Here is a 20,624-nt window from a genome sequence, read left to right as displayed (position 1 = left end):
CGGGGCAGCGGAAGAGGCCGACACCAGGCTGTAATAACGTTTGCCGGGTCGGCACAGACGTGAAGGGGCGGGCCGTGGGGAGACCGAGCAGAGCGCTGCTGAGCAGGGAGATCATCGCCCGGTCCGCGCTCCAGGTGGTCGACGAGCACGGCCCGGACGGCCTCACCATGCGGGCCCTCGCCGAACGCCTGGGCGTCAAGGCCGCCTCCCTCTACAACCACATGGCCGGCAAGGACGAACTGCTCGACGCGCTCGCCGACCTCGTCAACGCCGAGATCGACCTCACCCCGCTGGCCGGCCTCACCACCGCCGACTGGCGGCCCGGCCTGGCCGCCTACATCCGTGGCTACCGCGCGGTCTTCCTGCGCCACCCCCACACCATCGCGCTGCTCGCCCGCCGCCGGGTCGAGGCCGAACGCCAGCTGCTCGGCTACGACACCCTGCTCGCCGGCCTCGGCCGGATCGGCCTCGCCCCCGCCGACGCCGCCGAGGCCGCCGCCGCCGTCGACTACCTCGTCCTCGGCTCGGCCCTGGAGACCTTCACCGCCGGTTTCACCCGCGACCCGGCCGAGTACCGCCCCCGGCACCCCGCACTGGCCGAGGCCCTGGAGGCGTCGGCGCTGCGCGGCGGCGGCCCGGGCGGGCTCGACGACCGCGGCTTCGAACTCGCCCTGAGACTGCTGCTGGACGGGCTCGCCGCCCGCGGCTGATCCGGGGCGGACGCGGCCCGGGTCCGAAGCCCGGACCTTGAAGGAAGCCGGTCCCTGAGAGAAGTCGGGGACGGGCTGGGGACGGGCCGCGGAGCAGGCCGGGGCCCCCGAAATCTCCTTGCGGACCCCACCGGGGTCGGTGCGAGGATCGTCGGATGAGCCACCACATCAGGGCCGTCCGGCAGGAGGACTGGCCCAAGGTCAAGGAACTGCGCCTGGTCGCCCTGCGGGACCCGGTCGCCCACCTCGCCTTCCTGGAGACGTACGAGCAGGCCCTCGCCAGGCCGGACGAGTTCTGGCAGGAGCGCACCGACCGCGCCGCCCAGGGCCGGAGCACCCGGCAGTTCGTCGCCGAGCGGGCCGACGGGCGGTGGCTCGGCACGGTGACCGCGCTGGTCGAGCCGGCCGGTGAGAAGACCTTCTTCGAGGACGTCCCCGAGCAGTCGCAGACCCACGTCGTCGGCGTCTTCGTCCGGCCCGAGGCCCGCGGCACCGGAGTGGTGGACGAGCTCTTCCGGGCCGCGCTGGCATGGTCCTGGGAGCTCACCGAGCCCCGCGTCGAGCGGGTGCGGCTCTTCGTCCACGAGCAGAACGCCCGGGCCGAGGCGATGTACCGCCGGGCGGGCTTCACCCGTACCGGTGACTTCGTGCCTGCGCCCGGCGGGGCCCCGGCCAGGGACTACGAACTCGCCCTCGCCCGGAGCTGAGCCGCCGGCCGCGCTGCCCGGCAGGAGCCGGCAGGAGCCGGCAGGCCGGCGCGGGCACAGCGCGACGAGGGGCCCGGGGTGACCTGCACCCCGGGCCCCTCGCGTCCGGCGGCCGAACCGGCCGCCCCGGATCAGACCGTCCCGGCGGACTCGGCGGCCTTGCGCTTCACCTCGTCCATGTCCAGCTCACGGGCCTTGCCGATCAGGTCCTCGAAGACCGCCTCGGGGAGCGCCCCGGGCTGGGAGAAGACCAGCACGCCCTCGCGGATGATCGCCAGGGTCGGGATCGACTGGATCCCGAAGGCCGCCGCCAGCTCCTGCTGCGCCTCGGTGTCGACCTTGGCGAAGACCAGGTCGGTGTGCCGCTCGGCCGCCTTCTCGTACACCGGCGCGAACTGCCGGCACGGGCCGCACCACGCCGCCCAGAAGTCGATGAAGACGAAGTCCTTGCCCTCGGGGCCGGGAACGACCTCGTCGAAGTTCTCCTTGGTCAGCTCGACCGTGCTCATGTGCGAGTTCCTTCCTCCGGGCGGCGTCATCAGGCGTCCGCTGGCGTCAACCCGACCACCGTACGAGGTATTCCGCCCCGGGCCCCCACCCCAGGCCGCACCCGGTGCGCGAGCCCCCGGCGGGACGGTGCGCGAGCCCCGGCCGCGATCGCGGGCGCCGCCCCCGCGGTCCGCCGAAAAAATATCGCCGGACATTGAGCACCCCGGGCGCCCGGCCCGTACTGAAGGGTGTGGGCGCGGGGAAGGCGCCCCCGCCGCCGGGGATCCCCCGGTGGCGCTGTCCGGCATGTCCTTTGGGGGATACCACCATGCGCATCACCAGCCGAGCCGCACTCCTCACCGCCACCGCCGTCACCTCGCTGGCCCTGGTCACGGCCTGCGGCTCCAGCGGATCCGGTTACTCCGGGTCGACCGGCACGAGTTCCGCGCAGCCGCCCGCCGCCACCGCCCCCGCGAGCCCCGGCGGTGCGAGCGCGCCCGCCCAGGGCGGCGCCACCGCCCTGCAGGCGGGCACCGACGCCAAACTCGGCGCGATCGTCACCGACGGCGCGGGCTTCACGCTGTACCGCTTCGACAAGGACACCGCGCAGCCGTCCGCGTCCAACTGCAACGGCTCCTGCGCCACCACCTGGCCGCCGGTCGCGGCCGGCGCCGACGTGAGCGTCAAGGGCATCGACAGCAAGCTCGTCGGTACCGTCACCCGCGCCGACGGCAGCAAGCAGCTCACCCTCGGCGGCTGGCCGGTCTACCGCTACGCGCCCGACACCAAGCCCGGTGACACCAAGGGCCAGGGCGTCGGCGGTACCTGGTTCGTCATCACTCCGGACGGCAAGAAGGCGGGCGCCCCCGCGGCCCAGCCCGCCACGCCCGCGCAGCCCCCGGCCACCACTCCCGGCGGTTACGGCTACTGAACCGCCCGGCCCGTCGAGGGCCGGGGCGGGCAGCCCCGGCCCGGGCCGTCGAAGGAGACCACGGCCACCACCGGCCCGACGGGCGGTCCGGTGCCGGCCACGGACGGACATCGTCGAGCGGAACGGCGAGTTCTCGACCCGGAGGTACGGGTGCGCAAGGATAGCGCTGTGACCGATCAGCATTCCCGTGACGCCGAACGCGGCGGCGGGCCGCCGTACGGCCCGGGGCCGGACGAGGTGCTGATGCGCACCCTCTACCAGGAGCACGCCGGGCCGCTGTTCGGCTTCGTGCTGCGCCTGGTCGCGGGGGACCGCCAACGGGCGGAGGACGTCGTGCAGGAGACGCTCGTCCGGGCCTGGCGCAACATCGACCGGCTGGACGCGGCCACCGGTTCGCTGCGCCCGTGGTTGGTGACGGTCGCCCGGCGGATCGTGATCGACAACCACCGCAGCAGCCTGGCCCGGCCGCGCGAGGTGGACCCGTCGCCGCTGGAGCTCCTGCCCGCCGAGGACGAACTCGACAAGGCATTGAGGCTGATGACGATCTCCGACGCGCTCGACGACCTGACCGAGGCCCACCGGGCGGTTATCGTCGAGACCTATCTGAAGGGCCGCACGGTCACCGAGGCGGCCGCCGAACTCGGCATCCCCGCAGGCACCGTGCGGTCCCGGATCTTCTACGCGCTGCGCTCGCTCAAGCTCGCGCTCGAGGAACGAGGAGTGACATCGTGACGCCGCCAAGGGAAGACCACGTCGATGTCGGCGCGTACGTCCTCGGCGTACTCGACGCGGCGGACCGCGGCGCCTTCGAGAAGCACCTGGCCGGCTGCCCGCAGTGCGCCGAGCAGGTGGCCGAACTCGGCGCGCTGGAGCCCATGCTGGCCGAGTTCCTGGCCGCCGGCGGAGCGGACGCCGCCGACCCGGCCGACCCCGTGCCGCGCCCGGGGGACGAACTGCTGACCCGCCTGGTCGACGAGGTCACCGCCACCCGCCGGCGCGGTCGCCGGCGTCGGCTGGTGCTGGTCGCCGCGGCGGCCGTGCTGGTCGTCGGAGGGCCGGCGGTCACCGCCGCGGTCACCGCCGACTCGGGCAGCCACGCCCCGCAGGTGGTCGCCCAGCAGCAGTTCAGCGCCACCGACGCGACCACCGGCGCACAGGCCACCGTCGGTGTCGAGGGCAAGAAGTGGGGCAGCCAGATCAGCCTGCAACTCTCGCACGTACAGGGGCCGTTGAGCTGCGACCTGGTCGCCGTATCGCGGGCCGGGGAGCGCCAGACCGTCACCACCTGGACCGTCCCGCCGGCCGGCTACGGCACCACCGGCTCCCCGGACGCCCTGCGCACCAGCGGCGGGGCCGGGCTCCAGCTCAAGGACATCGACCACTTCGAGGTGCGCACCCTGGACGGCAACCAGGTCCTGGTCACCGTGCCGGTGGCGGCCTGACCGGCGGGCCCCGCCACCCCGCGGCCGCCGGCGGGGAACGTCCGCAGGTGCCGGGCCGGGCCCGCCCTGCCGCCCCGCCCGGCGGTCGTGGGGGCGGCGGGGCCCGCGGGTACGGTGGCGCCCATGCGTTCCTCCGTGATCGCGCCTCCCGCCCGCCGAAGCGGGTCGGCCACAGCTGACGGCGCGCCGGGCCCGAGGCGCGACACGCGGACCGGTGGCGCCCACGCACAGGACCCCACGACCACCTCCTGACGTCCGGAGGACGCACCCGTGTCCCGAACCGCCGCAGAACCCCTCCTGCCCGCCGACGGTCAGACAGGTCCGCAGCGCGCTGTGCCGCCGGCGCGGCGGCAGGGCCTCGTCGAGGACGATCGCGCGGTGGGTCAGGAAGCTGGCCGTCGAGGGGGCCCGGCGACGGACGGTGCGGAAGTGGTGGCCGGCGCGGGGCCGGTCGTGATCATCGGCCGATTCCGCCGCCGGAGGGTCACCGGACGCATCCGGGTTTCGGCGCCGGGCCACCGGGTGAGGTCCGCCGCGCCCACAGGGATCAGGGCCGGCGTCCGCCGGGGACCGGCCCGTCGGCCGGGGGCCGGTCATGCTTGGCATCCTGCCGGGCCGCTCCGGGGGCCCGACGCCCCGCGGGCCGCGATCCGGGCCACCACCCGGCCGCAGCGGCGGGCGAACATTCCCTGGGCGAGCGGGAGCAGCGGGCCCGCCGCGCGGGCGAACCAGCGGTCCGGGCGGCTGAAGGCGGTGACGGTGAACCAGACGGCCTTGTCAGGGCCCATCTCGACCAGGAAGGCCTCCTCGCCGCGGGCCAGGTGCCCGGGCCGGGTTCCGTACGCGAACCCGATCCGCTCCGGGGTGTCGACCGTCCAGACCACCTCGCAGGGCGCGCCGACCCGCAGCGGGCCGAGGCCGAGGGCGCACCCGACGGCGGCGCCGACGGTGGCCCGGTCCGCGGTGGTGGTGATCAGGACGCCGGCCGCGCGGTGCATCCGCCAGCTGGTGATCGCGGCGCCGGCGGCCTCCAGGGCGGTCCGGCCGTGTCCGATCAGTACGCGGTGGCGCAGGTGGCGGTAGCCGGCAGGGAGTGCGCCGGGCCGGGTGCTGGCCAGCCGCTCGGGGTAGCTGAGGGAGGTCGCGGACGGGTGCGGTCCGGTGCTGGGGCCGGTGTTCACGGGTGGGTCTCCTTGAGTCGGCGCCAGGCGAGCAGCGAGCAGAGGGCGAAGCCGAGCGCGTTGCCGAGGCCGTGGGTGGCGGCCATCCAGGTCAGGGTGGGGTGCGGGAGTCCGGCGGCCTCCCCGAGTGCCCACCAGAGCGCGAGCAGCATGGTGAGGGCGAGGACGGCGGCCGAGACGGCGAGCAGGGCGCCGGTGACGCGGTCGGCGGTGCGGTCGCGCAGGTCGCGCCAGGTGATCAGGCCGACCGCCCACATACCGGTGGTGAGGACGACCGCGCCGAGCAGTTCGGCCCAGTCGTCGACGAAGTAGCCGGCCAGCACGAGCAGGGTGCCGAGCGGCACGCTGAGCGCCGCGTACCGGGCGGCGGGGTGGTCGGGGGCGGCCCGGCAGACCAGTCCGGCGACCAGGGCGGCGGTGAAGCCGGCGTAGTGGAAGTGCGGGACGGTCAGGGCGAGGATGTCCAGGTCGAAGCCGAACAGCCGGTGGCCCGAGCGTTCGGCGACGAGGGCCAGTCCGGCCACGGCAGGGGTGGCCAGAGCGGTGAGGACGGCGATCTCCCGGGGCGCCGCCGAGCGGGTGCGGGCCAGCCGTCGCGGGGCCTGGACGGCGAGTGCGGCGGTGGCGAGCGCGTAGAGCGCGGCCAGGGTGGTGGCGGCCGGCCCCCGGGGGAGCCAGAGCGCGACGGCGCCGGGGACGGCGGCGGCCGGCCAGCAGCGCCGCAGCGCGGCCGTGCCCGGTCCGTCGATCAAGGTGAGGCCGACCGGGACGACGACGAGCATCCCGAGCATGACGAGGAGGTTCACCAGGGGGATCACGGCCGGCTCCGGCGGGGCGTGGGCCGATGGCCCGTGCTGCTGGGAGGCATGCTGTCACGACCTTGCTTGAACGTGTTCAAATCCTTCTGGCGCAGACCCTACGGGAGGAATTGAACGCGTTCAAGTCGCTGCTGGGGTTGCCCTCGGCCGCCCCTCTGGAATTCGGCGGGCACCCGGCGCACCCTGGAAGTGGTATCCGCTGGAGGTGGTCCGCATGCAGACTCTCGTCGGTTGGCACATCGAGATGGAGTTCCGCGAGGAAGGGTCGAGGACGGCCGCGGCCGCCCTGCTCAGGCTCGCCGACGGCTCGGAACTCCGTGCCCACGGCTTCACCAGCCGCCACCCCGCGGACTCGGAGCAACTGCGGGTCGGCGAGGAGATCGCGGCCGCCCGGGCGCTGAACGACCTGGCGTCCCAGCTGCTGACCAAGGCGCACGCCGAGATCCAGAGCAGCAGCACCGTCCCGACGCATCCACTGATGTGAGAGTGCCCGGCCCCGCGCCCGCCGCCCGGCCGCGGGCCGTACCGCCCGCCGCCGCGGTGCCTGCGGACTCCGTCGTACGGCCGCGGCCGCGAGGTGCGCGGGGGTGACCGGGTGGGAGGTGGTCCCATGGAACGAATCCCGCTGATCTGCCCGCGCTGCGGCCGCCCGCAACGCGTCGTGCCCGGCGGCGCCGGCCGGGTGGTCCGGGTGGTGCACTCGGACACCGGTCGTGAGGCCTGCGGACCGGACAAGGACGATTCCGCGCCCGATCCCCATGCCGGTCCCGATGGCGCCCCGGGGGACGGCCGGGCCGGCCCCGAGGGCTGACGTCGGCCGCCGGGGTCCGCCTCCACCGTCCGGCCGGGTCGGCGCGCCCGGACCGGGTGCCCGCTCCTGACGGGAGCCGACGGCTCCGTCTCCACCTTCCGGTGGGGGCGGAGCCGTTCTGCGTGTCCGGTCGGATGTGCGGTCCGGTGGTGTTGGTGGCGTTGGGTGTGGTGGGTGTTGCGGTGGGTGGTGGTTGTGGTGGGGGTCACGGTGGTGGGTGGGTGTGGGGGTGGGTTGTTGGGCGGTGGGTGGGGTGGTGGTGACGGTGGGTGGATGGTGTGGTGGGGCTCACGTGGGGTGGGGTGTGAGCGGGGGCACGTGGGGGGCTGGTTGGATCTTGGTTTTGGGGTGTTTTCGGGGGGTTCGGGGGTTTTTTCTTGATCGGTACGGTCGGTAACGGGCGGCTGGCCTGGGGGAACGTGGGATTGCTTGATGTAAACCTGCTGGGTCCGTAGCTTCGTTGTTGTCGGTGCAGCGAGCACCGCCCGGGTTCATCCCGCAGCACGGCCCCGCCGGGTTTCTTCCGGCAGGTTGCGTCCTCCGACGTGGCCGGGGTCGTTGCTCGTCCAGTCGAGGCGTGGAAAGTCGGCCCCTGTCGTAGGGGTCTGGTTCCGTGTGCCTGCCCGGGGTTCTGGAGAGGACTGTGCATGATCTTCCGTAACGAGACCGCCGCTGCCACCACCAGGACCGCCGTCAAGCGCAACCGTGTGCGGACGGCTCTGATGGCGGGTGCCGTGCTGGCCCTGCCGGTGGCAGGCCTCGTCACGGCCAACTCCGCCTCCGCCGCTCCGGCGTCGACCTGGGACAAGGTCGCGCAGTGCGAGGCGACCGGCAACTGGGCGATCAACTCGGGCAACGGTTTCTACGGCGGTCTGCAGTTCACCTCCTCCACCTGGGCGGCGTTCGGCGGCACCGCGTACGCCCCGCAGGCGCACCAGGCCACCAAGGCGCAGCAGATCGCCATCGGCGAGAAGGTCCTCGCCGCCCAGGGCCCCGGCGCCTGGCCGGTCTGCTCGGTCAAGGCCGGCCTCACCAAGTAGCACCCCCGGCGGCAGCCACCGCAGCCGCACCAAGGGGCCTGGTCCCGCTCGCACGAGCGGGACCAGGCCCCTTTTCGCCGTCCCCACCGCGGGCCCATCAGCCGGCCGACGAACCGGCCGGGCACCCGGAATGGCCGGTCCACGGCCGGTTCAGAGCCGGTTCAGGGCCGGGACCGTCTGCTCAGCCGAAGTCCAGGCCGCCGGTGCGGGTGCGCTTCAGCTCGAAGAAGGTGGGGTGGCCGGCCAGCAGGCGCACGCCCTCGAAGATCCGGACCGCCTCCTCGCCACGGGGTATCGCGGTGAGGACGGGGCCGAAGAAGGCGGCGCCGTCGATGTGCAGGGTGGGCGTGCCCACCTCCTCGCCGACCGGGTCCATGCCCTCGTGATGACTCTTGCGCAGGGCCTCGTCGTAGTCGTCGCAGTGGGCGGCGTCGGCGAGTTCGGCCGGGAGCCCGACCTCGGCCAGCGCCTCGCGGACGAGCGCGTCGGAGGCGGTCCGGCCTTCGGCGTGGATGCGGGTGCCGAGTGCGGTGTAGAGCGCGCCCAGGACGGCCTCGCCGTGGTGCTGGGAGGCCGCGACGCACACCCGGACCGGGCCCCAGCCGGTGGTGAGCAGCCGCTGGTAGCGCTCGGGCAGGTCGGTGCGGCCCTCGTTCAGCACGGAGAGGCTCATCACCCGGAAACGGAGATCGAGGTCGCGCTGCTGCTCGACCTCCAGGATCCAGCGGGAGGTGATCCAGGCGAACGGGCAGACGGGATCGAAGTAGAAGTCGACTCGGTTGGTCACCCGGCCGAGACTAGGCGCCGGGTGGACCAGGCTGAAGAGCCATTCCGAGCCGGTTTTCTTGGGCCAATCCTGCCATCGGCCGCCTGTCGGGCACCGGCCCCGTGGTCAGAACTGCCGCACCTGCTCCGGCCAGCCGTCCTCGTTGGAGCAGCTCTCGTAGTCGAACTCGGTGACGACGTCCCATTCCTCGCCGGTGACCTCCTCGTAGGCCTCCTCGGCCAGGTGGAGCAGGTCCTCGCCGTGCAGGGTGGTCGCGGTGTGCGGGGCGAACAGGGCGGGATCGGCCAGTACGGCCTCGTACTCCGCCCGCCCGGCCGCGACCACCGCGCACCGGGAGTAGAGGAAGGAGTCGCCGGACTGCGGGAACGGCTTTCCCGGGCTGCCCATGTCGATGACCGGCAGCGCCCCGAACTCGCGCCGGTCCAGCCGGTACAGGGCCTGCGCCAGGCGCTCCTCGAAGTCGACGATCCTGGCGGGCGGCAGCTCGGCCAGTGCTTCGGCCGGCGGCGTGATGTAGTCGCAGTGGCGCCGGTCGCCCAGCAGGCCGATCAGGCTCCAGAAGTCGTCCCAGGTCATCATGGGTGGCATTGTGCCCGCTGCCTCGCACACGCAGGTCCGCGGGCCCGGCCGGGGCCCGGACCGGGAGGTGCCGGACCCGGCTGCCGCCGCCGTCAGCAGCCCGCCCGGCTCGACGGCGGGACGAGGGTCGCGTCGATGGCGCGGTCGGCCTTCACCTGGACGGTGGAGGCCCCGCGATCGATCGGGGAGGACTCGAAGTGGAGCGAGTCCGGCAGCTCCGCGTCGGTGATCGGCTCCCCGAGATGGACGACGCTGAGCGTGCCCCGGCAGGTCTCCGGGGCGGGCGGACCGCTGCCGATGACGGTGCCGGCGCCCAGGGTGAGCGCCAGCGGAGTGGTGTTGATCAGCTGGTAGGTGAACGTGGGCTCCTGGCCGCCCCGGGCGGTCGGGGTGGGGTCGGTGCCCGTGCCGGGGAGCCCCGGCAGGGGCGGGAGCGTCCGCTTGCTGCCCGGGAGGCCGGGGATGCCGGACCGCCAGTCGTCGGGGTTGAAGGTGGCCTTGCCGCCACCGGTCACCACGACCCAGAAGTGGGTGACGTTCACGTACAGCGTCCTGCACGGCCGGTGGTCGACGGAGGGGTTGTAGTGCACCCCGTCGTAGGAGGTGTGCAGGCCGTTCAGCCCGCCGGTCTCGCTCGGCAGCTTGGCCAGGTAGTCGTGCAGCTGCTGCTGGCTGAAGGCAGCGGTGTCCGTGCAGTCCGCGACCGGCGGCGGGGTGTGGGCGGCCGTGGCGGTCGGGGAGGGGCTGGGGGAGGCCGACGGGCTCTGCGTGGAGGCGGAGACCGATGCGGACGCCGAGCGCCCGGCGTCCGCCGACGCGGGGCCGGGGTCGGAGCCCGAGCAGCCAGCGAGGGCCAGCCAGGAACAGGCCAGCAAGGGCCCCGTGCGCCGCCAGGACCACCGCATGCCCACTCCTCCGCCGTCGCCGCGCCCGATCTGACGTACCGTCACCGATGGTGGCAGAGGTTCCGACGGCGCGCAGCGTTACGGCGGAACTACCCGGGCGGGCGAGGGCCGCCCGCCCGGAGGGACCGCCCGGGTGACCTCAGAAGACCGACCAGCCGGTCGCCGTGGTGAAGGCGTCCAGCGCGGCGACCGCGCCGATCGAGTTGCCGGCCGGGTCGAGGGCCGGGCCCCAGGCGCAGAGGGTGCCGCGGCCGGGAACGACGGCCAGGATGCCGCCGCCCACGCCGCTCTTGCCGGGCAGGCCGACCCGGTAGGCGAACTGGCCGGCCGCGTCGTAGGTGCCGCAGGTCAGCAGGACGGCGTTGATGCGCTTGGCCTCGCTGCGGGTCAGCAGCCGGGAGCCGTCCGCGCGCAGTCCGTGCCGGGCCAGGAAGAGCCCGGCGAGCGCGAGGTCGCGGCAGCTCGCGGTGAGGGCGCAGTGGTCGTAGTAGTGCTGGAGGACGGTGGCGACCGGGTTCTCCAGGTTGCCGTAGCTGGCGATGAAGTGGGCCAGGGCGGCGTTGCGGTGGCCGTGCTCGGCCTCGGAGGCGGCGACCACCGAGTCGCTGTCGAGCAGCGGGTTGCCGGACTCGGCCCGCAGGAAGTCCCGGACGGCGGCCCGGGCGTCGCCGGTGAGGCTGTGCAGCCGGTCGGTGACGACGACCGCGCCGGCGTTGATGAACGGGTTGCGCGGGATGCCGTGCTCGGTCTCCAGCTGCACCAGCGAGTTGAACGGGCTGCCGGAGGGCTCGCGGCCGACCCGCTGCCACAGCTCGTCGCCGCCGACGGCGAGCGCCAGCGAGAGCGTGAAGAGCTTGGAGATGCTCTGGATGGAGAAGGGCTGTTCCCAGGCCCCGACGCCGTGCACCTCGCCGTCCACGGTGGCGAGCGCCAGCCCGAAGGCGGCGGGGTCGGCGGCGGCGAGGGCCGGGATGTAGTCGGCGACCCGCCCGGTGCCGAGCACCGGACGGGCCGCTTCCATGGCCTGGTTCAACTGGTCCTGAAGATCCACCAGGCCATCATTGTGCACTCGGCCGCTGGTGTCGCGGCCGGGGCGGGATCAGTGCGCGAGCACCGGGACGGCGTTGAGGTCCTCGTCGCTCGCACCCGCGCCGGCCGGGGCGCCGCCCTGGTGGCCGGTGTTGATGAAGGTGAAGGCGATGCCGGCGGCCAGCACCAGGATGCCGAACGACCACCAGATGGCGGTGGAGAAGCCGTGCACCATGGACTGCAGCTGCAGGGCCTGCGGCGAGCCGCCGGACGCCGCGTGCGCGGTGAAGTAGGCCGTGGTGGCGCTGGCCGCGATGGTGTTGAGCAGCGCGGTGCCGATGGCGCCGCCGACCTGCTGCGAGGTGTTCACCATGGCGGAGGCGACACCGGCGTCGCGCGGCTGGACGCCGTGCGTGGCCAGGCTCATGGCCGGCATGAACGCGGTGCCCATGCCGAGGCCCATCAGGACCAGACCGGGCAGGATCAGCGCCGGGTAGGAGCTGTCCGTCTTGATCTGGGTGAGGATCAGCATGCCGACCGAGGCGACCAGGAAGCCGGGGGCCATCAGGTGGCGCGGGGCCACCCGGGTCATCAGGCGGGCGCCGATCTGGGTGGAACCGGTGATCATGCCCGCGACCATCGGGAGGAAGGCCACGCCGGTGAGCACCGGGCTGTAGTCGAGCACGACCTGCAGGTAGTACGTCAGGAAGAGGAACAGGCCGAACATGCCGATCACGGCCAGGCCGAGCGACAGGTAGACACCACCGCGGTTGCGGTCCAGAACGACGCGCAGCGGCAGCAGCGGGGCCTTGACCACGCGCTCGACCACCACGAAGGCGGCGAGCAGGACGGCGGCGGCCACGAACAGGCCGATGGTGAGCGGGGCGGACCAGCCGTCGGACTCGGCCCGGGTGAAGGCGTAGACCAGCGAGACCAGGCCGGTGGTGACCAGCAGCACGCCGGGGATGTCCAGGCGGTTGCGGTTGCGGCCCTGGGCGGGCTCACGGATCACCATGACGGCGCCGAAGGCGGCGATGATGGCGAACGGGATGTTGACGAAGAAGGTCCAGCGCCAGTTCAGGTACTCGGTGAGCAGGCCGCCGAGGATCAGGCCGATGGCACCGCCACCGCCGGCGATGGCGCCGTAGATGCCGAACGCCTTGGCGCGCTCCTTGGCCTCGGTGAACATGACCGCGAGCAGCGAGAGCGCCGCGGGGGCGAGCAGGGCGCCGAACACGCCCTGCAGGGCGCGGGCGCCGAGCAGCATGGCGGTGTTGGCGGCGGCGCCGCCCAGCGCGGAGGCCAGCGCGAAGCCGGTCAGGCCGACCACGAAGGTGCGCTTGCGGCCCCAGAGGTCGGCGATCCGGCCGCCGAAGAGGAGCAGCCCGCCGAAGGCGAGGGCGTACGCGGTGATGACCCACTGGCGGTTGCCGTCGGTGATCCCGAGGTCGCGCTGGGCGGAGGGCAGGGCGATGTTCACGATCGTCGCGTCGAGCACGACCATCAGCTGGGCGAGGCCGATGAAGATCAGCGCTTTCCAGCGCCGGGGATCGGGCTGCAGGGCTGTTTCGGGCATGGGGGTACTCACTTTGCGGTGCGTGGCTTGCAAACTCAGGGCAGTTGGCGTGCGGAACGGTCGCCGCGGCGGGCTGCGCTCCGGCGGGCGATGTCCGACAGGTCGGGCTGGGCGGCCGCCGGTGGGCGGGCCGCGGGACGGGCTTCGGTCAGGTGCCTGAGGGGGCCGTCAGGCTGCGGTGCTCGGTCGGCGTGGTCAGGCGCCGGGTGTCGCGTCGGTGTGGTGCTGGAAGTCCTCGAAGGTGATCGCCCGGCCGGGCAGGGTGCTCGGGGCCGGTGTCCGCATGCCGTCCAGGAACAGCTGCAGGTGACGGTGGACGAAGTCGGCGAAGTTGACGCAGGTGGTGCCGGGGAGCGGTCGGGTGAGCTGGCTGATGGCGACGAAGACGTCCCCGGGGCCGACGTCCGGGCGCAGTGCGCCCGATCGCCGGGCGCGGTCCAGCAGCTCGGTGACGGTGCCCTCCAGCCGCGAGCGGGCTTCCACCAGCTCGGGGTCGAACGGGTCGAAGCGTCCGGACATCATCGGGCACAGGGCGCCGAGCTTCTCGTCGGCGGCCGCGTGCACGAAGTCCTGCAGGGCGTCGAACGGGTCCGAGCGGTCCGCCAGGGCGGCCTCGGCGTGCGCGACGATGCGGGTCTTCACGTGGAGGACGACGGCCCGGAAGAGGGCCGCGCGGTCCGGGAAGTTACGGTACAGGGTCGCGTTGCCCACTCCCGCACGCTTGGCGATCTCGTCGAGCGGGGCGTCGGCCCCGTGTTCGACGAAGGCCTCGCGGGCCGCCGTGATGATCCGCTCCCGGTTGCGTGTGGCGTCCGCGCGCAGCTTGGGCGCGCGCGGTGCAGCGGTGGCGGTCACGGTCTGCTCCTCTCGGGTTCCGGGGAAACCTTCCCCGTTTCGTCCTGCAGAAGAGCAAACGGGGAGTTGGTCCCCAGAAATTTCACGGCGCGATGTGATCCGGGTCACATCGCGCCGTTCCGGTCTCCGGCCGGGAACGTCAGCGGGCCGCCGTCGCGACGGGGGAGGCCGCGCGCACCGTGAGGGCGTGCTCGGACCGGACCATCCGGAGCATCGGGCAGCGTTCGTCGGCGGCGGCGAGCAGCGCCGCGGCGGCCTCGGCGGGGAGCGGGCCGCGCAGGTCGACGGTGGCGGTGAGGTCGTAGGGCACCGGCGGCGCGTCGGTCGGGACCTCGAAGAAGCGGGCGTCGTTGTTGCGGGCGGTGACGGCGACCTCCACCCGGTCCAGCGGCAGGCCGTCCAGCGCCGCGATGCACAGGACGGTGTGGGTCAGGCAGGTGCTGATCACGGCGCAGAGCAGTTCGGGTGAGGACGGCCCGAGTCCGTAGCCGCCGATGTCGGGGCCGCCGTCCCCGACGAAGGACCAGTCGCCGACCCGCACCTTGCGGACCCCGGTGGCGTCGTCGGCCACGCAGACCGCGCCGATCTCCTCCTCCCAGTCCTCGCTCGCGGGCCGGCGTCCGGCGGCCGCCCGCATGGCGGCGCCCTTGTCGCGCAGATGCTCGGCGAGCCCGGGCCGGCGGGGTTCCGGTGTGATCGTCATGCTCGGCAGCGTACGGGCCGGGGCGGGCGCCGCAGGGCCGATTTCGAACAGCCGGCCCCGGCCACCCGCACCGGCCGCGGGTCAGTGCTTGGAGTGCCGGCCGCGCCGCGCCGTGCCGGCGGTGGCGGGAGCGGGAGCGCGGCCGGCCGCCAGCCGGGCGATCAGCGCGGCCACCAGCAGCAGCCCGGCCGGCACCGCGATGTTCAGCATCTGCCGGATCCCGTCCGGGTCGTGCAGGGTGTCCAGCGGCAGGCCGATCCGGCCCAGCAGGTAGAAGGAGTCGTAGGTCGCCGCCAGGTAGGCCACCGCGCCGAAGAGCAGTGCGAAGGCGAGCAGCGGCAGGCTGCGCTCGCCCGCCGCGAGGGCCAGCACGGTCACCGCGACCAGCAGGACCGGCGTGGCCCCGTTGAAGAGCAGCAGTTCGGCCGTCTCCAGCAGCGCCGAGGGCCGGCGGAACCCCTCCCAGTGGGTGGCCGTCAGCCAGGCCGTCCCGCCGGCGAAGGCGGTCGCCGCCAGCAGCGCCGGCACCAGCCGGCCGAGCGTGCCGGCCCGCCGGTAGCGCCGGATCAGCAGGACCCCGCCGATCAGCATCGCCAGCAGGGCGTACGCCTCCAGCAGCCGCGGGCGCGGGAGTTGGCCGACGGTCAGCAGACCGCTCGGGGTCGAGACGCCGATCGAGCAGCCGCCGCCCGCGCAGGACGACCCGGACGTCAGGTACAGCGGTAGGGAGAGCAGCAGCAGCCCGCCGAACACCGCCAGAGCGAACCAGTACCGTCGCGTTGCCATCCGAGCCACCCGTCTGTCGCCTGGAGACCCTGCTTTTCGGCCGATTCTCCTCCGGCTGTCAAGCCCCGCCGGGCGCCCCGGCGGGGCTCCGCGGCAGCCGTCCGAAGCCGGTGCCCGGCGGGGCAGTTGGGTGCCGCCGACGGAGGGCGCGGGGGGCTCGGGCCCGGTGCCCGGCCGGGGTCCGGGCGGCGGGGCGCCCGAGGGGCCCGCGCCCGGTGCGGACGGGAGGAGAGGTCCGGGCAAGGCGCGTGCCGTGCCGCGCCGGGACCGGCCGGTGACCCTAGGCTGAGGGCGGCGGGCGGCCATGCGGCCGCCTGTTGCCGGGACCGGCCCGGCTCCGGGTCGAGGAGGTACCGCGAATGGGCAGCCGAACCGCCAGCGTGCGATGCGTGGCGGCCGCGCCGTGCTGGGTCAGCCTGATGGCGCGCGACCTCGACGCGGCGCAGGCCTTCTACGGGCAGTTGCTCGGCTGGGAATTCGAACCCGGACCGGACCGCTTCGGCCCGTACGTGCACGCGGTGGTGGAGGGGGAGGCGGTCGCCGGCCTCGGCGTGTCCGGCAGCGGCTGGGTGATGCCGGTGGCCTGGACCGGTTACTTCGGGACGGAGAGCGCGGACACCGCGGCCGACGCGGTGCGCGAGCGCGGCGGGACGCTCGCGGTGGGCCCGCTCGCCTTCGACGCCGGCCGGGTGGCCTTCGCGGCCGACCCGGCCGGAGCGGTCTTCGGCATCTGGGAGGGCCCGCCCGGCCCGGCCCGGCGGCTGGCCCTGCCCGGCTCCCCGGTCTGGATCGAGCTGCGCACCCCCGACCCGTTCGCCGCCGCCCTGTTCTACGGCGAGGTGTTCCGCTGGGACGACCGCGACCCGGCGCACTTCGAGGTCCGGTACGAGCACGAGCGGGTGGTGCTGCGGGTGGAGGGCCGCAGCATCGCCGCGCTGCGGGCGGAGAAGGCCACCGGGCCGGTGGGCACCCCGCCGCACTGGGAGGTCTCCTTCTCGGTGGCGGACGCGGACGCCGCCGCCAAGCTGGCCGAACGCCTGGGCGGCGGCCTGATCGGGCCGGTCCTCGACACCCCGTACGGCCGGGTGGCGCGGCTGTCGGACCCGGAGGGCGGCCGGTTCGCGGTGATCAGCCCTCCGGCTTAGCCGCCGGTTCCGCGGGGGGCGCGTCCGGCCGGATCTCCCGCCGGCCCTCCCGCAGCCGCTCGCCGAGCACGGCCAGCAGCTCCGGGGTCATCGCCGCGCGGACGGCCGGGAAGAGCCGTTCGTCCTCCTCGGCCAGATGGGTGTGGACGGCGCTGCCGAGGCCCTCCAGCAGGGGCGCGAAGGCCGGGTCGCCGGGGGAGAGGCCCTGCAGGTCGGTGAGGTACTGCCCGATCGCCAGGTGGTCGGCGAGGCTGGTGAACACCAGCGCCCCGCCGTCCGGCACCTGCTCGTGCACGGCGGGGAAGAGGTACTCCTCCTCCTCGGTGCAGTGGGTCAGCAGCAGGTCGGACAGCGCCTCGACGCGCGCCACCACGCCCGGGTCGGCGGTGCTGCCGGGGGCCGGGGGCGTGCCGGCGCCGTCCGGGGTCACGACCCCGTCGGGCCCGGCCTGCGGCGGTGCCTGGGGCGGTTCGGCCGCTCCCGGCGGCCGCGCGTCCTGCGGCCCGGCGGCGGGCGGTGCGGCCGTGCCGGTGCCCGTACCGGCCTGGCCCGGCGCGCCCTTCTCGATCCGCGCGAGCAGTTCCGCCACCGCGCGGTGGTCTGCGCTCAGCTCGTCCACGACGTCTGCCCTGCGGCTCATGGCTCGCCTCGTTTCGGTTCGCCCCGTCACCTCGGCCGGCCCGGCCCGCCGCGATGGGTGTCCGCTGAGCGGGTCGGGTGTATCCAGTATCCGGCGTCCGCCGGGTGAGCGTGCTCCGTTCCCGCGGGCCCGGCCCGGTCGCCGGGTGGCCGCAGGGCCGACGGGGGCGCCCGTGGGCCGGATCCGGACGGGCCGGGGGCCCTGCCGCCGGGCGGGGGAGCGGCCCGGTCAGGGGCCGTCCCGGCGTCCGGTGCGGGCGAGCAGCCGGGTGAGCGCGCTCGCGCCCTCCGGCACCGGCAGGGCGGGGGCGAACAGGCCGGTGCCGGCCAGGTCGCCCCAGCTGTCGATCTCGGCCAGCGCGAAGTCGACCAGCTCGCCGGAGAGGCCGGGGTCGGCGCCGAGGCCCTGGGCGAGGTCCCAGGTGTGCACCACGGCGTCGGCGGTCAGCTGGGCGCAGTAGCTGGTCGCGGCTACGTCGCCGAACGAGAGGTGCACGGTGACGTCGGCGGCCCCCGGCACCCGGAACGCCTCCTCGGCGGCCTCGGCGGCGTTCTGCCAGAAGGCGGCCGGGTCGTCGTCCAGTACGTCCCCGTCGAACCGGGTGCCGACCTCGGCGACGGTCGAGCCCATCAGCAGTTCGGGGACCCAGAGCTGCTCGGCGGTGAGGTGGTTGACGAGGTCCCGGACGGACCACTCGGAGCATGGGGTCGGGGCCGGCCACTGGTGCGGGGTGATCAGGCGCACGTGGCGGCCGAACGCCTCAAGGGCCTTCGGGAACAGGCGCAGCACGGGCGCCTCCGGTCGTTCGGACATGCCTCCAGCCTGCCCCCGATCGCGGCGTGTTGCCCGTCGGGCACCGGCTCCGGAGCGGCCCCGGAGCGGTCTCGGGGCGGCCTCGCGGAGTGCCGTCCGCAAGGTTGTTCAAATTCGAAAGGACAGGTACGGTCGACCCGAGTTATTCGAATTTGAACTACCGGATGGACGCACCAGGCCGCCCGGGCCCGCCGGGCTGCCCGGATCCACGACCGACCCCAGGAGACGGAATGCCGAGCACGACCGCCCCCGCCCCCGCACGTCACGCCGACCCGAACACCGCCGCTCCGGCGGGCTCCCCGCACGCGTACGACGCCGGACTCCTGCTGCTGCGCCTCGCGCTCGGCCTGACCATGGCCGTCCACGGCAGCCAGAAGCTGTTCGGCTGGTTCGGCGGCGGGGGCATCGACGGCACCGGTCAGTTCTTCACCGCGGTCGGCTACCCGGCCGGCCGCACGATGGCCGTGGTGGCCGGCCTCACCGAGACCTTCGGCGGCCTCGGCCTCGCGGCCGGACTGCTCACCCCGCTGGCCGGCGCGGCCCTCGTCGGCACCATGCTCAACGCCCTGGCCGTCCGCTGGGGCGGCGGTTTCGTCGCCCCCAAGGGCGTCGAGTACGAACTCCTGCTGACCGTCGCCGCCGCCGGCCTGACCCTGACCGGGCCCGGCCGGCTCGCCGTCGACCGCTACCTGCCCGTGCTGCGGGAGCACCGGCTCGGGTACGGCGCCACCGCCGTCCTGCTGGGCCTGGCCACCGCCGGCGTAATCCTGCTGGTGCGCCACTGACGGCTGCACGGCCGACCTCGCCGGCGGCCCCCACGCCACGGGCCCTCACCGGTCCGGCGGCGGACGGGGCGCGGTCCGGCGCAGGCCTCGGTCCGGACGGGACGACGATCCCGGCCGGGCCGAGGCCTGCGTGCGTCCGGGCCGGCCCCGGCGGGCGGTTGGTGGCCCGTTGGCCGCCCGTTGGTGGGTGCGGGCAGGATCGGGGGCAAGGAGCGCGGCCGGCGTGCCGATCGGGGGCGGCGGCCCCCGGACGCACCGCGATCGCTCCTCCCGGGCGATCGCCGGCCGGTGCGGGTCGGCCGGCGGGCACCGTCGGCCGCACTCCCTGCCGGCCGAACACCCCCTGGGCGCAACCGCCCTGAGGGCGGCCGGCCGCTGGGCCCCGACCCGTCGGACGTTCCCGCGCCCGGCCTCGGCGGCCCGTTGGCCGTCCGCCGTCGGCGTCGGCCACGATCGGGGTCGGGGTTCGTCCGCAGCCCGAGGAGAGGTGGGCCCGTGCAGGGACGTCGGGTCGGTGGTCCCGTCAGGAGCGACCGACAGGGGGAGCCGGGCGGGGCCCGGCGGAGCGGGACGCTCGCCGTCGTGGTGGGGCCGGTGGCCCTGGCCGCCCTGGGTCTCGCGGCCGGTCCGTCCGGCGCCGGGGACCAGCTCCGCCCCGGCCGCAGGGGCGGCGCCGTCGAGCTGCTGCAGACCGCGCTCAACAGCTGGTTCGACACCCCTCTGGTGGTGGACGGGGACTTCGGTCCGGTCACCCGGCGCCGGGTGACCGAGTTCCAGCGGAGCCAGGGCCTGGAGCCGGACGGGGTGGTCGGGCCGCGGACGGCCGGCAAGCTGCTCTGGATCGAACTGCGCCTTCCGCTCGGCGGGTGCCCCGACTACACCCGGGACAGCGCCGCGCCGGTCTGCTGAGCCGGCTCCGGGTGCGCCCCGCACCGGGTCGCTCCCGGTCGGGGTCACCGGCGGACGGGCTCATTCGCGGACGCGGACCAGGGCGAGGGTGATGTTGTCCGGCCCGCCCGCCTCGATGGCTGCCTTCCACAGCTCGAACGAGGCCCGGGCGTCGGCCCGTTCGGCGTCCTCGTGCGGCTGCGCGAGGACCGCGGCCAGCTCCTCCTCCGGGACGGGGTCGGTGAGGCCGTCGCTGCACAGCAGGAAGCGGTCCCCGAAGCCCAGCGGGGAGCTGCTGACGTGCGGCCGGACGACGGTCAGGGCGGTGGATCCGCCGAGGGTCTGGGTGACGAGCGAGGTGGTGCGCCGCCCGGGTTCGAGGGGCGGGCTGTCGTCGACGCTCAGCCGCAGCAGGCCGTCGTCGGTCACCCGGTAGGCCCGGCTGTCGCCCACGTTGAAGGTGATGACCGACTCCGCGAGCAGGACGACGCCCGCCACCGTCGTCCCCATCGCCGTCAGCTCCGGGTCCGCCCCGGCCGCCTCGAACACCGCCCGGTTGCAGGCGTGCAGCGCGTTCCGGACGTCCTCCTCGCTGCCCAGCCCCGGGCCGGCCACGGCCAGCCGCCGGACCACCAGCGCGCTGGCCACCTCGCCGCCGGGATGGCCGCCCAGTCCGTCCGCCACCGCGACCAGGCACGGGGCGCCCCCCAGCGGGAACAGCAGGGTCTGCGGGTTGCCGGTCACCGTGGCGCAGAGCGTCCAGGGCCCGGCCACCAGGCTGTCCTCGTTGTGCTCGCGGATCAGCCCCTCATGGCTCAGCGCACTCACCGCGATGTAGGGCATCGCCTCTCCGCCCTTCCGGGTCGGCCGTCGCTTCCCTCCATTGTGGGCGCGCCCGGCGCCGGCGCGCCCGCCGTGCTCCCGGGCCGGGAGGGGGAGGGTCCACCGGGCGGTGCGCCGGGCGGGGGAACAACGCGGGGAGGGGGAGTGCTACAGTGGTTGAA

25 protein-coding genes are annotated in these 20,624 nt (G+C 74.7%); 11 read left to right on the top strand and 14 right to left on the bottom strand.

What is annotated here, in order from left to right; translation table 11 throughout:
• The first annotated feature begins 74 nt into the window (after positions 1-74).
• Together J2S46_RS09765 and J2S46_RS09760 are read left to right on the top strand one after the other, a co-directional pair.
• Positions 75-710, top strand: coding sequence for a TetR/AcrR family transcriptional regulator (locus J2S46_RS09765; RefSeq protein WP_191293072.1), 636 nt, complete (start codon positions 75-77; stop codon positions 708-710).
• 155 nt (positions 711-865) lie between these two features.
• The gene (locus J2S46_RS09760; protein ID WP_191293073.1) at positions 866-1,417 is read left to right on the top strand and encodes a GNAT family N-acetyltransferase; all 552 of its coding nucleotides are present in this window, start codon (positions 866-868) and stop codon (positions 1,415-1,417) included.
• Positions 1,418-1,548: 131 nt separating this feature from the next.
• On the opposite strand, the gene J2S46_RS09755 is transcribed toward J2S46_RS09760, so the two are convergent.
• Entirely contained in the window at positions 1,549-1,926 is a 378-nt protein-coding gene (locus J2S46_RS09755; protein ID WP_073925722.1) for a thioredoxin family protein, read from the bottom strand.
• Positions 1,927-2,234: 308 nt separating this feature from the next.
• On the opposite strand from J2S46_RS09755, the gene J2S46_RS09750 reads away from it, so the two are divergent.
• The 3 genes from J2S46_RS09750 (at position 2,235) to J2S46_RS09740 (ending at position 4,279) form a co-directional block, all read left to right on the top strand.
• Complete coding sequence (locus J2S46_RS09750; RefSeq protein ID WP_191293074.1) at positions 2,235-2,837, top strand: hypothetical protein; 603 nt, start codon at positions 2,235-2,237, stop codon at positions 2,835-2,837.
• Between the two features lie 150 nt (positions 2,838-2,987).
• Positions 2,988-3,569, top strand: a complete 582-nt coding sequence (locus J2S46_RS09745) for a sigma-70 family RNA polymerase sigma factor (protein ID WP_079198028.1) — start codon at positions 2,988-2,990, stop codon at positions 3,567-3,569.
• On the top strand, positions 3,566-4,279 hold the full coding sequence (locus tag J2S46_RS09740; protein ID WP_229913194.1) for an anti-sigma factor family protein: 714 nt from the start codon (positions 3,566-3,568) through the stop codon (positions 4,277-4,279). Before J2S46_RS09745 ends, J2S46_RS09740 begins: the two co-directional genes overlap by 4 nt.
• A 593-nt stretch (positions 4,280-4,872) precedes the next feature.
• On the opposite strand, the gene J2S46_RS09735 is transcribed toward J2S46_RS09740, so the two are convergent.
• Together J2S46_RS09735 and J2S46_RS09730 are read right to left on the bottom strand one after the other, a co-directional pair.
• Complete coding sequence (locus J2S46_RS09735) at positions 4,873-5,460, bottom strand: DUF1990 domain-containing protein (protein ID WP_191293075.1); 588 nt, start codon at positions 5,458-5,460, stop codon at positions 4,873-4,875.
• Positions 5,457-6,278, bottom strand: a complete 822-nt coding sequence (locus J2S46_RS09730; RefSeq protein ID WP_191293076.1) for a YndJ family protein — start codon at positions 6,276-6,278, stop codon at positions 5,457-5,459. The genes J2S46_RS09735 and J2S46_RS09730 overlap by 4 nt, the downstream gene beginning before the upstream one ends.
• Positions 6,279-6,492: 214 nt before the next feature.
• Here J2S46_RS09730 and J2S46_RS09725 point away from each other — a divergent pair, with 214 nt between their 5' ends.
• The 3 genes from J2S46_RS09725 to J2S46_RS09715 all read left to right on the top strand — a co-directional run bounded on the left by J2S46_RS09725 (position 6,493) and on the right by J2S46_RS09715 (position 8,129).
• Positions 6,493-6,762 carry a DUF1876 domain-containing protein gene (locus J2S46_RS09725; protein ID WP_191293077.1) on the top strand — a complete coding sequence of 90 codons (270 nt, stop codon included), beginning with the start codon at positions 6,493-6,495 and terminating at the stop codon, positions 6,760-6,762.
• A 126-nt stretch (positions 6,763-6,888) separates the two neighbouring features.
• Positions 6,889-7,089 (top strand): hypothetical protein, encoded by a 201-nt coding sequence (locus J2S46_RS09720; protein WP_190214465.1) that lies wholly within the window; start codon positions 6,889-6,891, stop codon positions 7,087-7,089.
• A 647-nt stretch (positions 7,090-7,736) separates the two neighbouring features.
• Complete coding sequence (locus J2S46_RS09715) at positions 7,737-8,129, top strand: transglycosylase family protein (RefSeq protein WP_307349532.1); 393 nt, start codon at positions 7,737-7,739, stop codon at positions 8,127-8,129.
• Between the two features lie 181 nt (positions 8,130-8,310).
• Here J2S46_RS09715 and J2S46_RS09710 read toward each other — a convergent pair whose 3' ends face one another.
• The 8 genes from J2S46_RS09710 to J2S46_RS09675 all read right to left on the bottom strand — a co-directional run bounded on the left by J2S46_RS09710 (position 8,311) and on the right by J2S46_RS09675 (position 15,349).
• Positions 8,311-8,916, bottom strand: coding sequence for a mycothiol-dependent nitroreductase Rv2466c family protein (locus J2S46_RS09710; protein WP_191294336.1), 606 nt, complete (start codon positions 8,914-8,916; stop codon positions 8,311-8,313).
• A gap of 105 nt (positions 8,917-9,021) precedes the next feature.
• Positions 9,022-9,495, bottom strand: coding sequence for a DUF4240 domain-containing protein (locus J2S46_RS09705; protein ID WP_229913366.1), 474 nt, complete (start codon positions 9,493-9,495; stop codon positions 9,022-9,024).
• A gap of 92 nt (positions 9,496-9,587) precedes the next feature.
• Positions 9,588-10,400: a hypothetical protein gene (locus J2S46_RS09700; RefSeq protein ID WP_191294335.1), complete on the bottom strand. Its 813-nt coding sequence runs from the start codon at positions 10,398-10,400 to the stop codon at positions 9,588-9,590.
• A gap of 139 nt (positions 10,401-10,539) precedes the next feature.
• Positions 10,540-11,451 (bottom strand): glutaminase, encoded by a 912-nt coding sequence (locus tag J2S46_RS09695; RefSeq protein WP_191294334.1) that lies wholly within the window; start codon positions 11,449-11,451, stop codon positions 10,540-10,542.
• 48 nt (positions 11,452-11,499) lie between these two features.
• Entirely contained in the window at positions 11,500-13,005 is a 1,506-nt protein-coding gene (locus J2S46_RS09690; protein ID WP_191294333.1) for an MFS transporter, read from the bottom strand.
• A 195-nt stretch (positions 13,006-13,200) separates the two neighbouring features.
• The gene (locus J2S46_RS09685; protein WP_191294332.1) at positions 13,201-13,860 is read right to left on the bottom strand and encodes a TetR/AcrR family transcriptional regulator; all 660 of its coding nucleotides are present in this window, start codon (positions 13,858-13,860) and stop codon (positions 13,201-13,203) included.
• Positions 13,861-13,999: 139 nt separating this feature from the next.
• Complete coding sequence (locus tag J2S46_RS09680) at positions 14,000-14,563, bottom strand: OsmC family protein (protein WP_191294331.1); 564 nt, start codon at positions 14,561-14,563, stop codon at positions 14,000-14,002.
• A gap of 81 nt (positions 14,564-14,644) precedes the next feature.
• Positions 14,645-15,349 (bottom strand): hypothetical protein, encoded by a 705-nt coding sequence (locus J2S46_RS09675; RefSeq protein WP_191294330.1) that lies wholly within the window; start codon positions 15,347-15,349, stop codon positions 14,645-14,647.
• Between the two features lie 359 nt (positions 15,350-15,708).
• Here J2S46_RS09675 and J2S46_RS09670 point away from each other — a divergent pair, with 359 nt between their 5' ends.
• Positions 15,709-16,494, top strand: coding sequence for a VOC family protein (locus tag J2S46_RS09670; protein WP_191294329.1), 786 nt, complete (start codon positions 15,709-15,711; stop codon positions 16,492-16,494).
• On the opposite strand, the gene J2S46_RS09665 is transcribed toward J2S46_RS09670, so the two are convergent.
• Complete coding sequence (locus J2S46_RS09665; RefSeq protein ID WP_191294328.1) at positions 16,478-17,134, bottom strand: hemerythrin domain-containing protein; 657 nt, start codon at positions 17,132-17,134, stop codon at positions 16,478-16,480. The two genes, J2S46_RS09670 and J2S46_RS09665, sit on opposite strands and share 17 nt — an antisense overlap.
• A 228-nt stretch (positions 17,135-17,362) precedes the next feature.
• Positions 17,363-17,947, bottom strand: coding sequence for a TIGR03086 family metal-binding protein (locus J2S46_RS09660; protein WP_191294327.1), 585 nt, complete (start codon positions 17,945-17,947; stop codon positions 17,363-17,365).
• Positions 17,948-18,177: 230 nt separating this feature from the next.
• Between J2S46_RS09660 and J2S46_RS09655 the strand changes: the two genes are divergently transcribed.
• Together J2S46_RS09655 and J2S46_RS09650 are read left to right on the top strand one after the other, a co-directional pair.
• Entirely contained in the window at positions 18,178-18,732 is a 555-nt protein-coding gene (locus tag J2S46_RS09655; RefSeq protein ID WP_191294326.1) for a DoxX family protein, read from the top strand.
• Positions 18,733-19,314: 582 nt separating this feature from the next.
• Positions 19,315-19,641, top strand: coding sequence for a peptidoglycan-binding domain-containing protein (locus tag J2S46_RS09650; protein WP_307349468.1), 327 nt, complete (start codon positions 19,315-19,317; stop codon positions 19,639-19,641).
• Positions 19,642-19,701: 60 nt separating this feature from the next.
• Here the strand turns inward: J2S46_RS09650 and J2S46_RS09645 are convergent, their stop codons facing one another.
• Positions 19,702-20,463 (bottom strand): PP2C family protein-serine/threonine phosphatase, encoded by a 762-nt coding sequence (locus J2S46_RS09645; RefSeq protein WP_191294324.1) that lies wholly within the window; start codon positions 20,461-20,463, stop codon positions 19,702-19,704.
• Between the last annotated feature and the right edge of the window lie 161 nt (positions 20,464-20,624).

This window comes from Kitasatospora herbaricolor, assembly GCF_030813695.1.
Classification (GTDB): domain Bacteria; phylum Actinomycetota; class Actinomycetes; order Streptomycetales; family Streptomycetaceae; genus Kitasatospora; species Kitasatospora herbaricolor.
This window is presented reverse-complemented; position numbering and strand designations above follow the sequence as displayed.

What these genes read in the sequence shown, in the direction of transcription:
- J2S46_RS09725 (WP_191293077.1), top strand. Translation starts at nt 6,493, where the DNA reads ATGCAGACTCTCGTCGGTTGGCACATCGAGATGGAGTTCCGCGAGGAA.
- J2S46_RS09700 (WP_191294335.1), bottom strand. Translation starts at nt 10,400, where the DNA reads ATGCGGTGGTCCTGGCGGCGCACGGGGCCCTTGCTGGCCTGTTCCTGG.
- J2S46_RS09705 (WP_229913366.1), bottom strand. Translation starts at nt 9,495, where the DNA reads ATGATGACCTGGGACGACTTCTGGAGCCTGATCGGCCTGCTGGGCGAC.
- J2S46_RS09660 (WP_191294327.1), bottom strand. Translation starts at nt 17,947, where the DNA reads ATGTCCGAACGACCGGAGGCGCCCGTGCTGCGCCTGTTCCCGAAGGCC.
- J2S46_RS09655 (WP_191294326.1), top strand. Translation starts at nt 18,178, where the DNA reads ATGCCGAGCACGACCGCCCCCGCCCCCGCACGTCACGCCGACCCGAAC.
- J2S46_RS09720 (WP_190214465.1), top strand. Translation starts at nt 6,889, where the DNA reads ATGGAACGAATCCCGCTGATCTGCCCGCGCTGCGGCCGCCCGCAACGC.
- J2S46_RS09715 (WP_307349532.1), top strand. Translation starts at nt 7,737, where the DNA reads ATGATCTTCCGTAACGAGACCGCCGCTGCCACCACCAGGACCGCCGTC.
- J2S46_RS09750 (WP_191293074.1), top strand. Translation starts at nt 2,235, where the DNA reads ATGCGCATCACCAGCCGAGCCGCACTCCTCACCGCCACCGCCGTCACC.
- J2S46_RS09675 (WP_191294330.1), bottom strand. Translation starts at nt 15,349, where the DNA reads ATGGCAACGCGACGGTACTGGTTCGCTCTGGCGGTGTTCGGCGGGCTG.
- J2S46_RS09755 (WP_073925722.1), bottom strand. Translation starts at nt 1,926, where the DNA reads ATGAGCACGGTCGAGCTGACCAAGGAGAACTTCGACGAGGTCGTTCCC.
- J2S46_RS09670 (WP_191294329.1), top strand. Translation starts at nt 15,709, where the DNA reads ATGGGCAGCCGAACCGCCAGCGTGCGATGCGTGGCGGCCGCGCCGTGC.
- J2S46_RS09645 (WP_191294324.1), bottom strand. Translation starts at nt 20,463, where the DNA reads ATGCCCTACATCGCGGTGAGTGCGCTGAGCCATGAGGGGCTGATCCGC.
- J2S46_RS09760 (WP_191293073.1), top strand. Translation starts at nt 866, where the DNA reads ATGAGCCACCACATCAGGGCCGTCCGGCAGGAGGACTGGCCCAAGGTC.
- J2S46_RS09680 (WP_191294331.1), bottom strand. Translation starts at nt 14,563, where the DNA reads ATGACGATCACACCGGAACCCCGCCGGCCCGGGCTCGCCGAGCATCTG.
- J2S46_RS09690 (WP_191294333.1), bottom strand. Translation starts at nt 13,005, where the DNA reads ATGCCCGAAACAGCCCTGCAGCCCGATCCCCGGCGCTGGAAAGCGCTG.
- J2S46_RS09665 (WP_191294328.1), bottom strand. Translation starts at nt 17,134, where the DNA reads ATGAGCCGCAGGGCAGACGTCGTGGACGAGCTGAGCGCAGACCACCGC.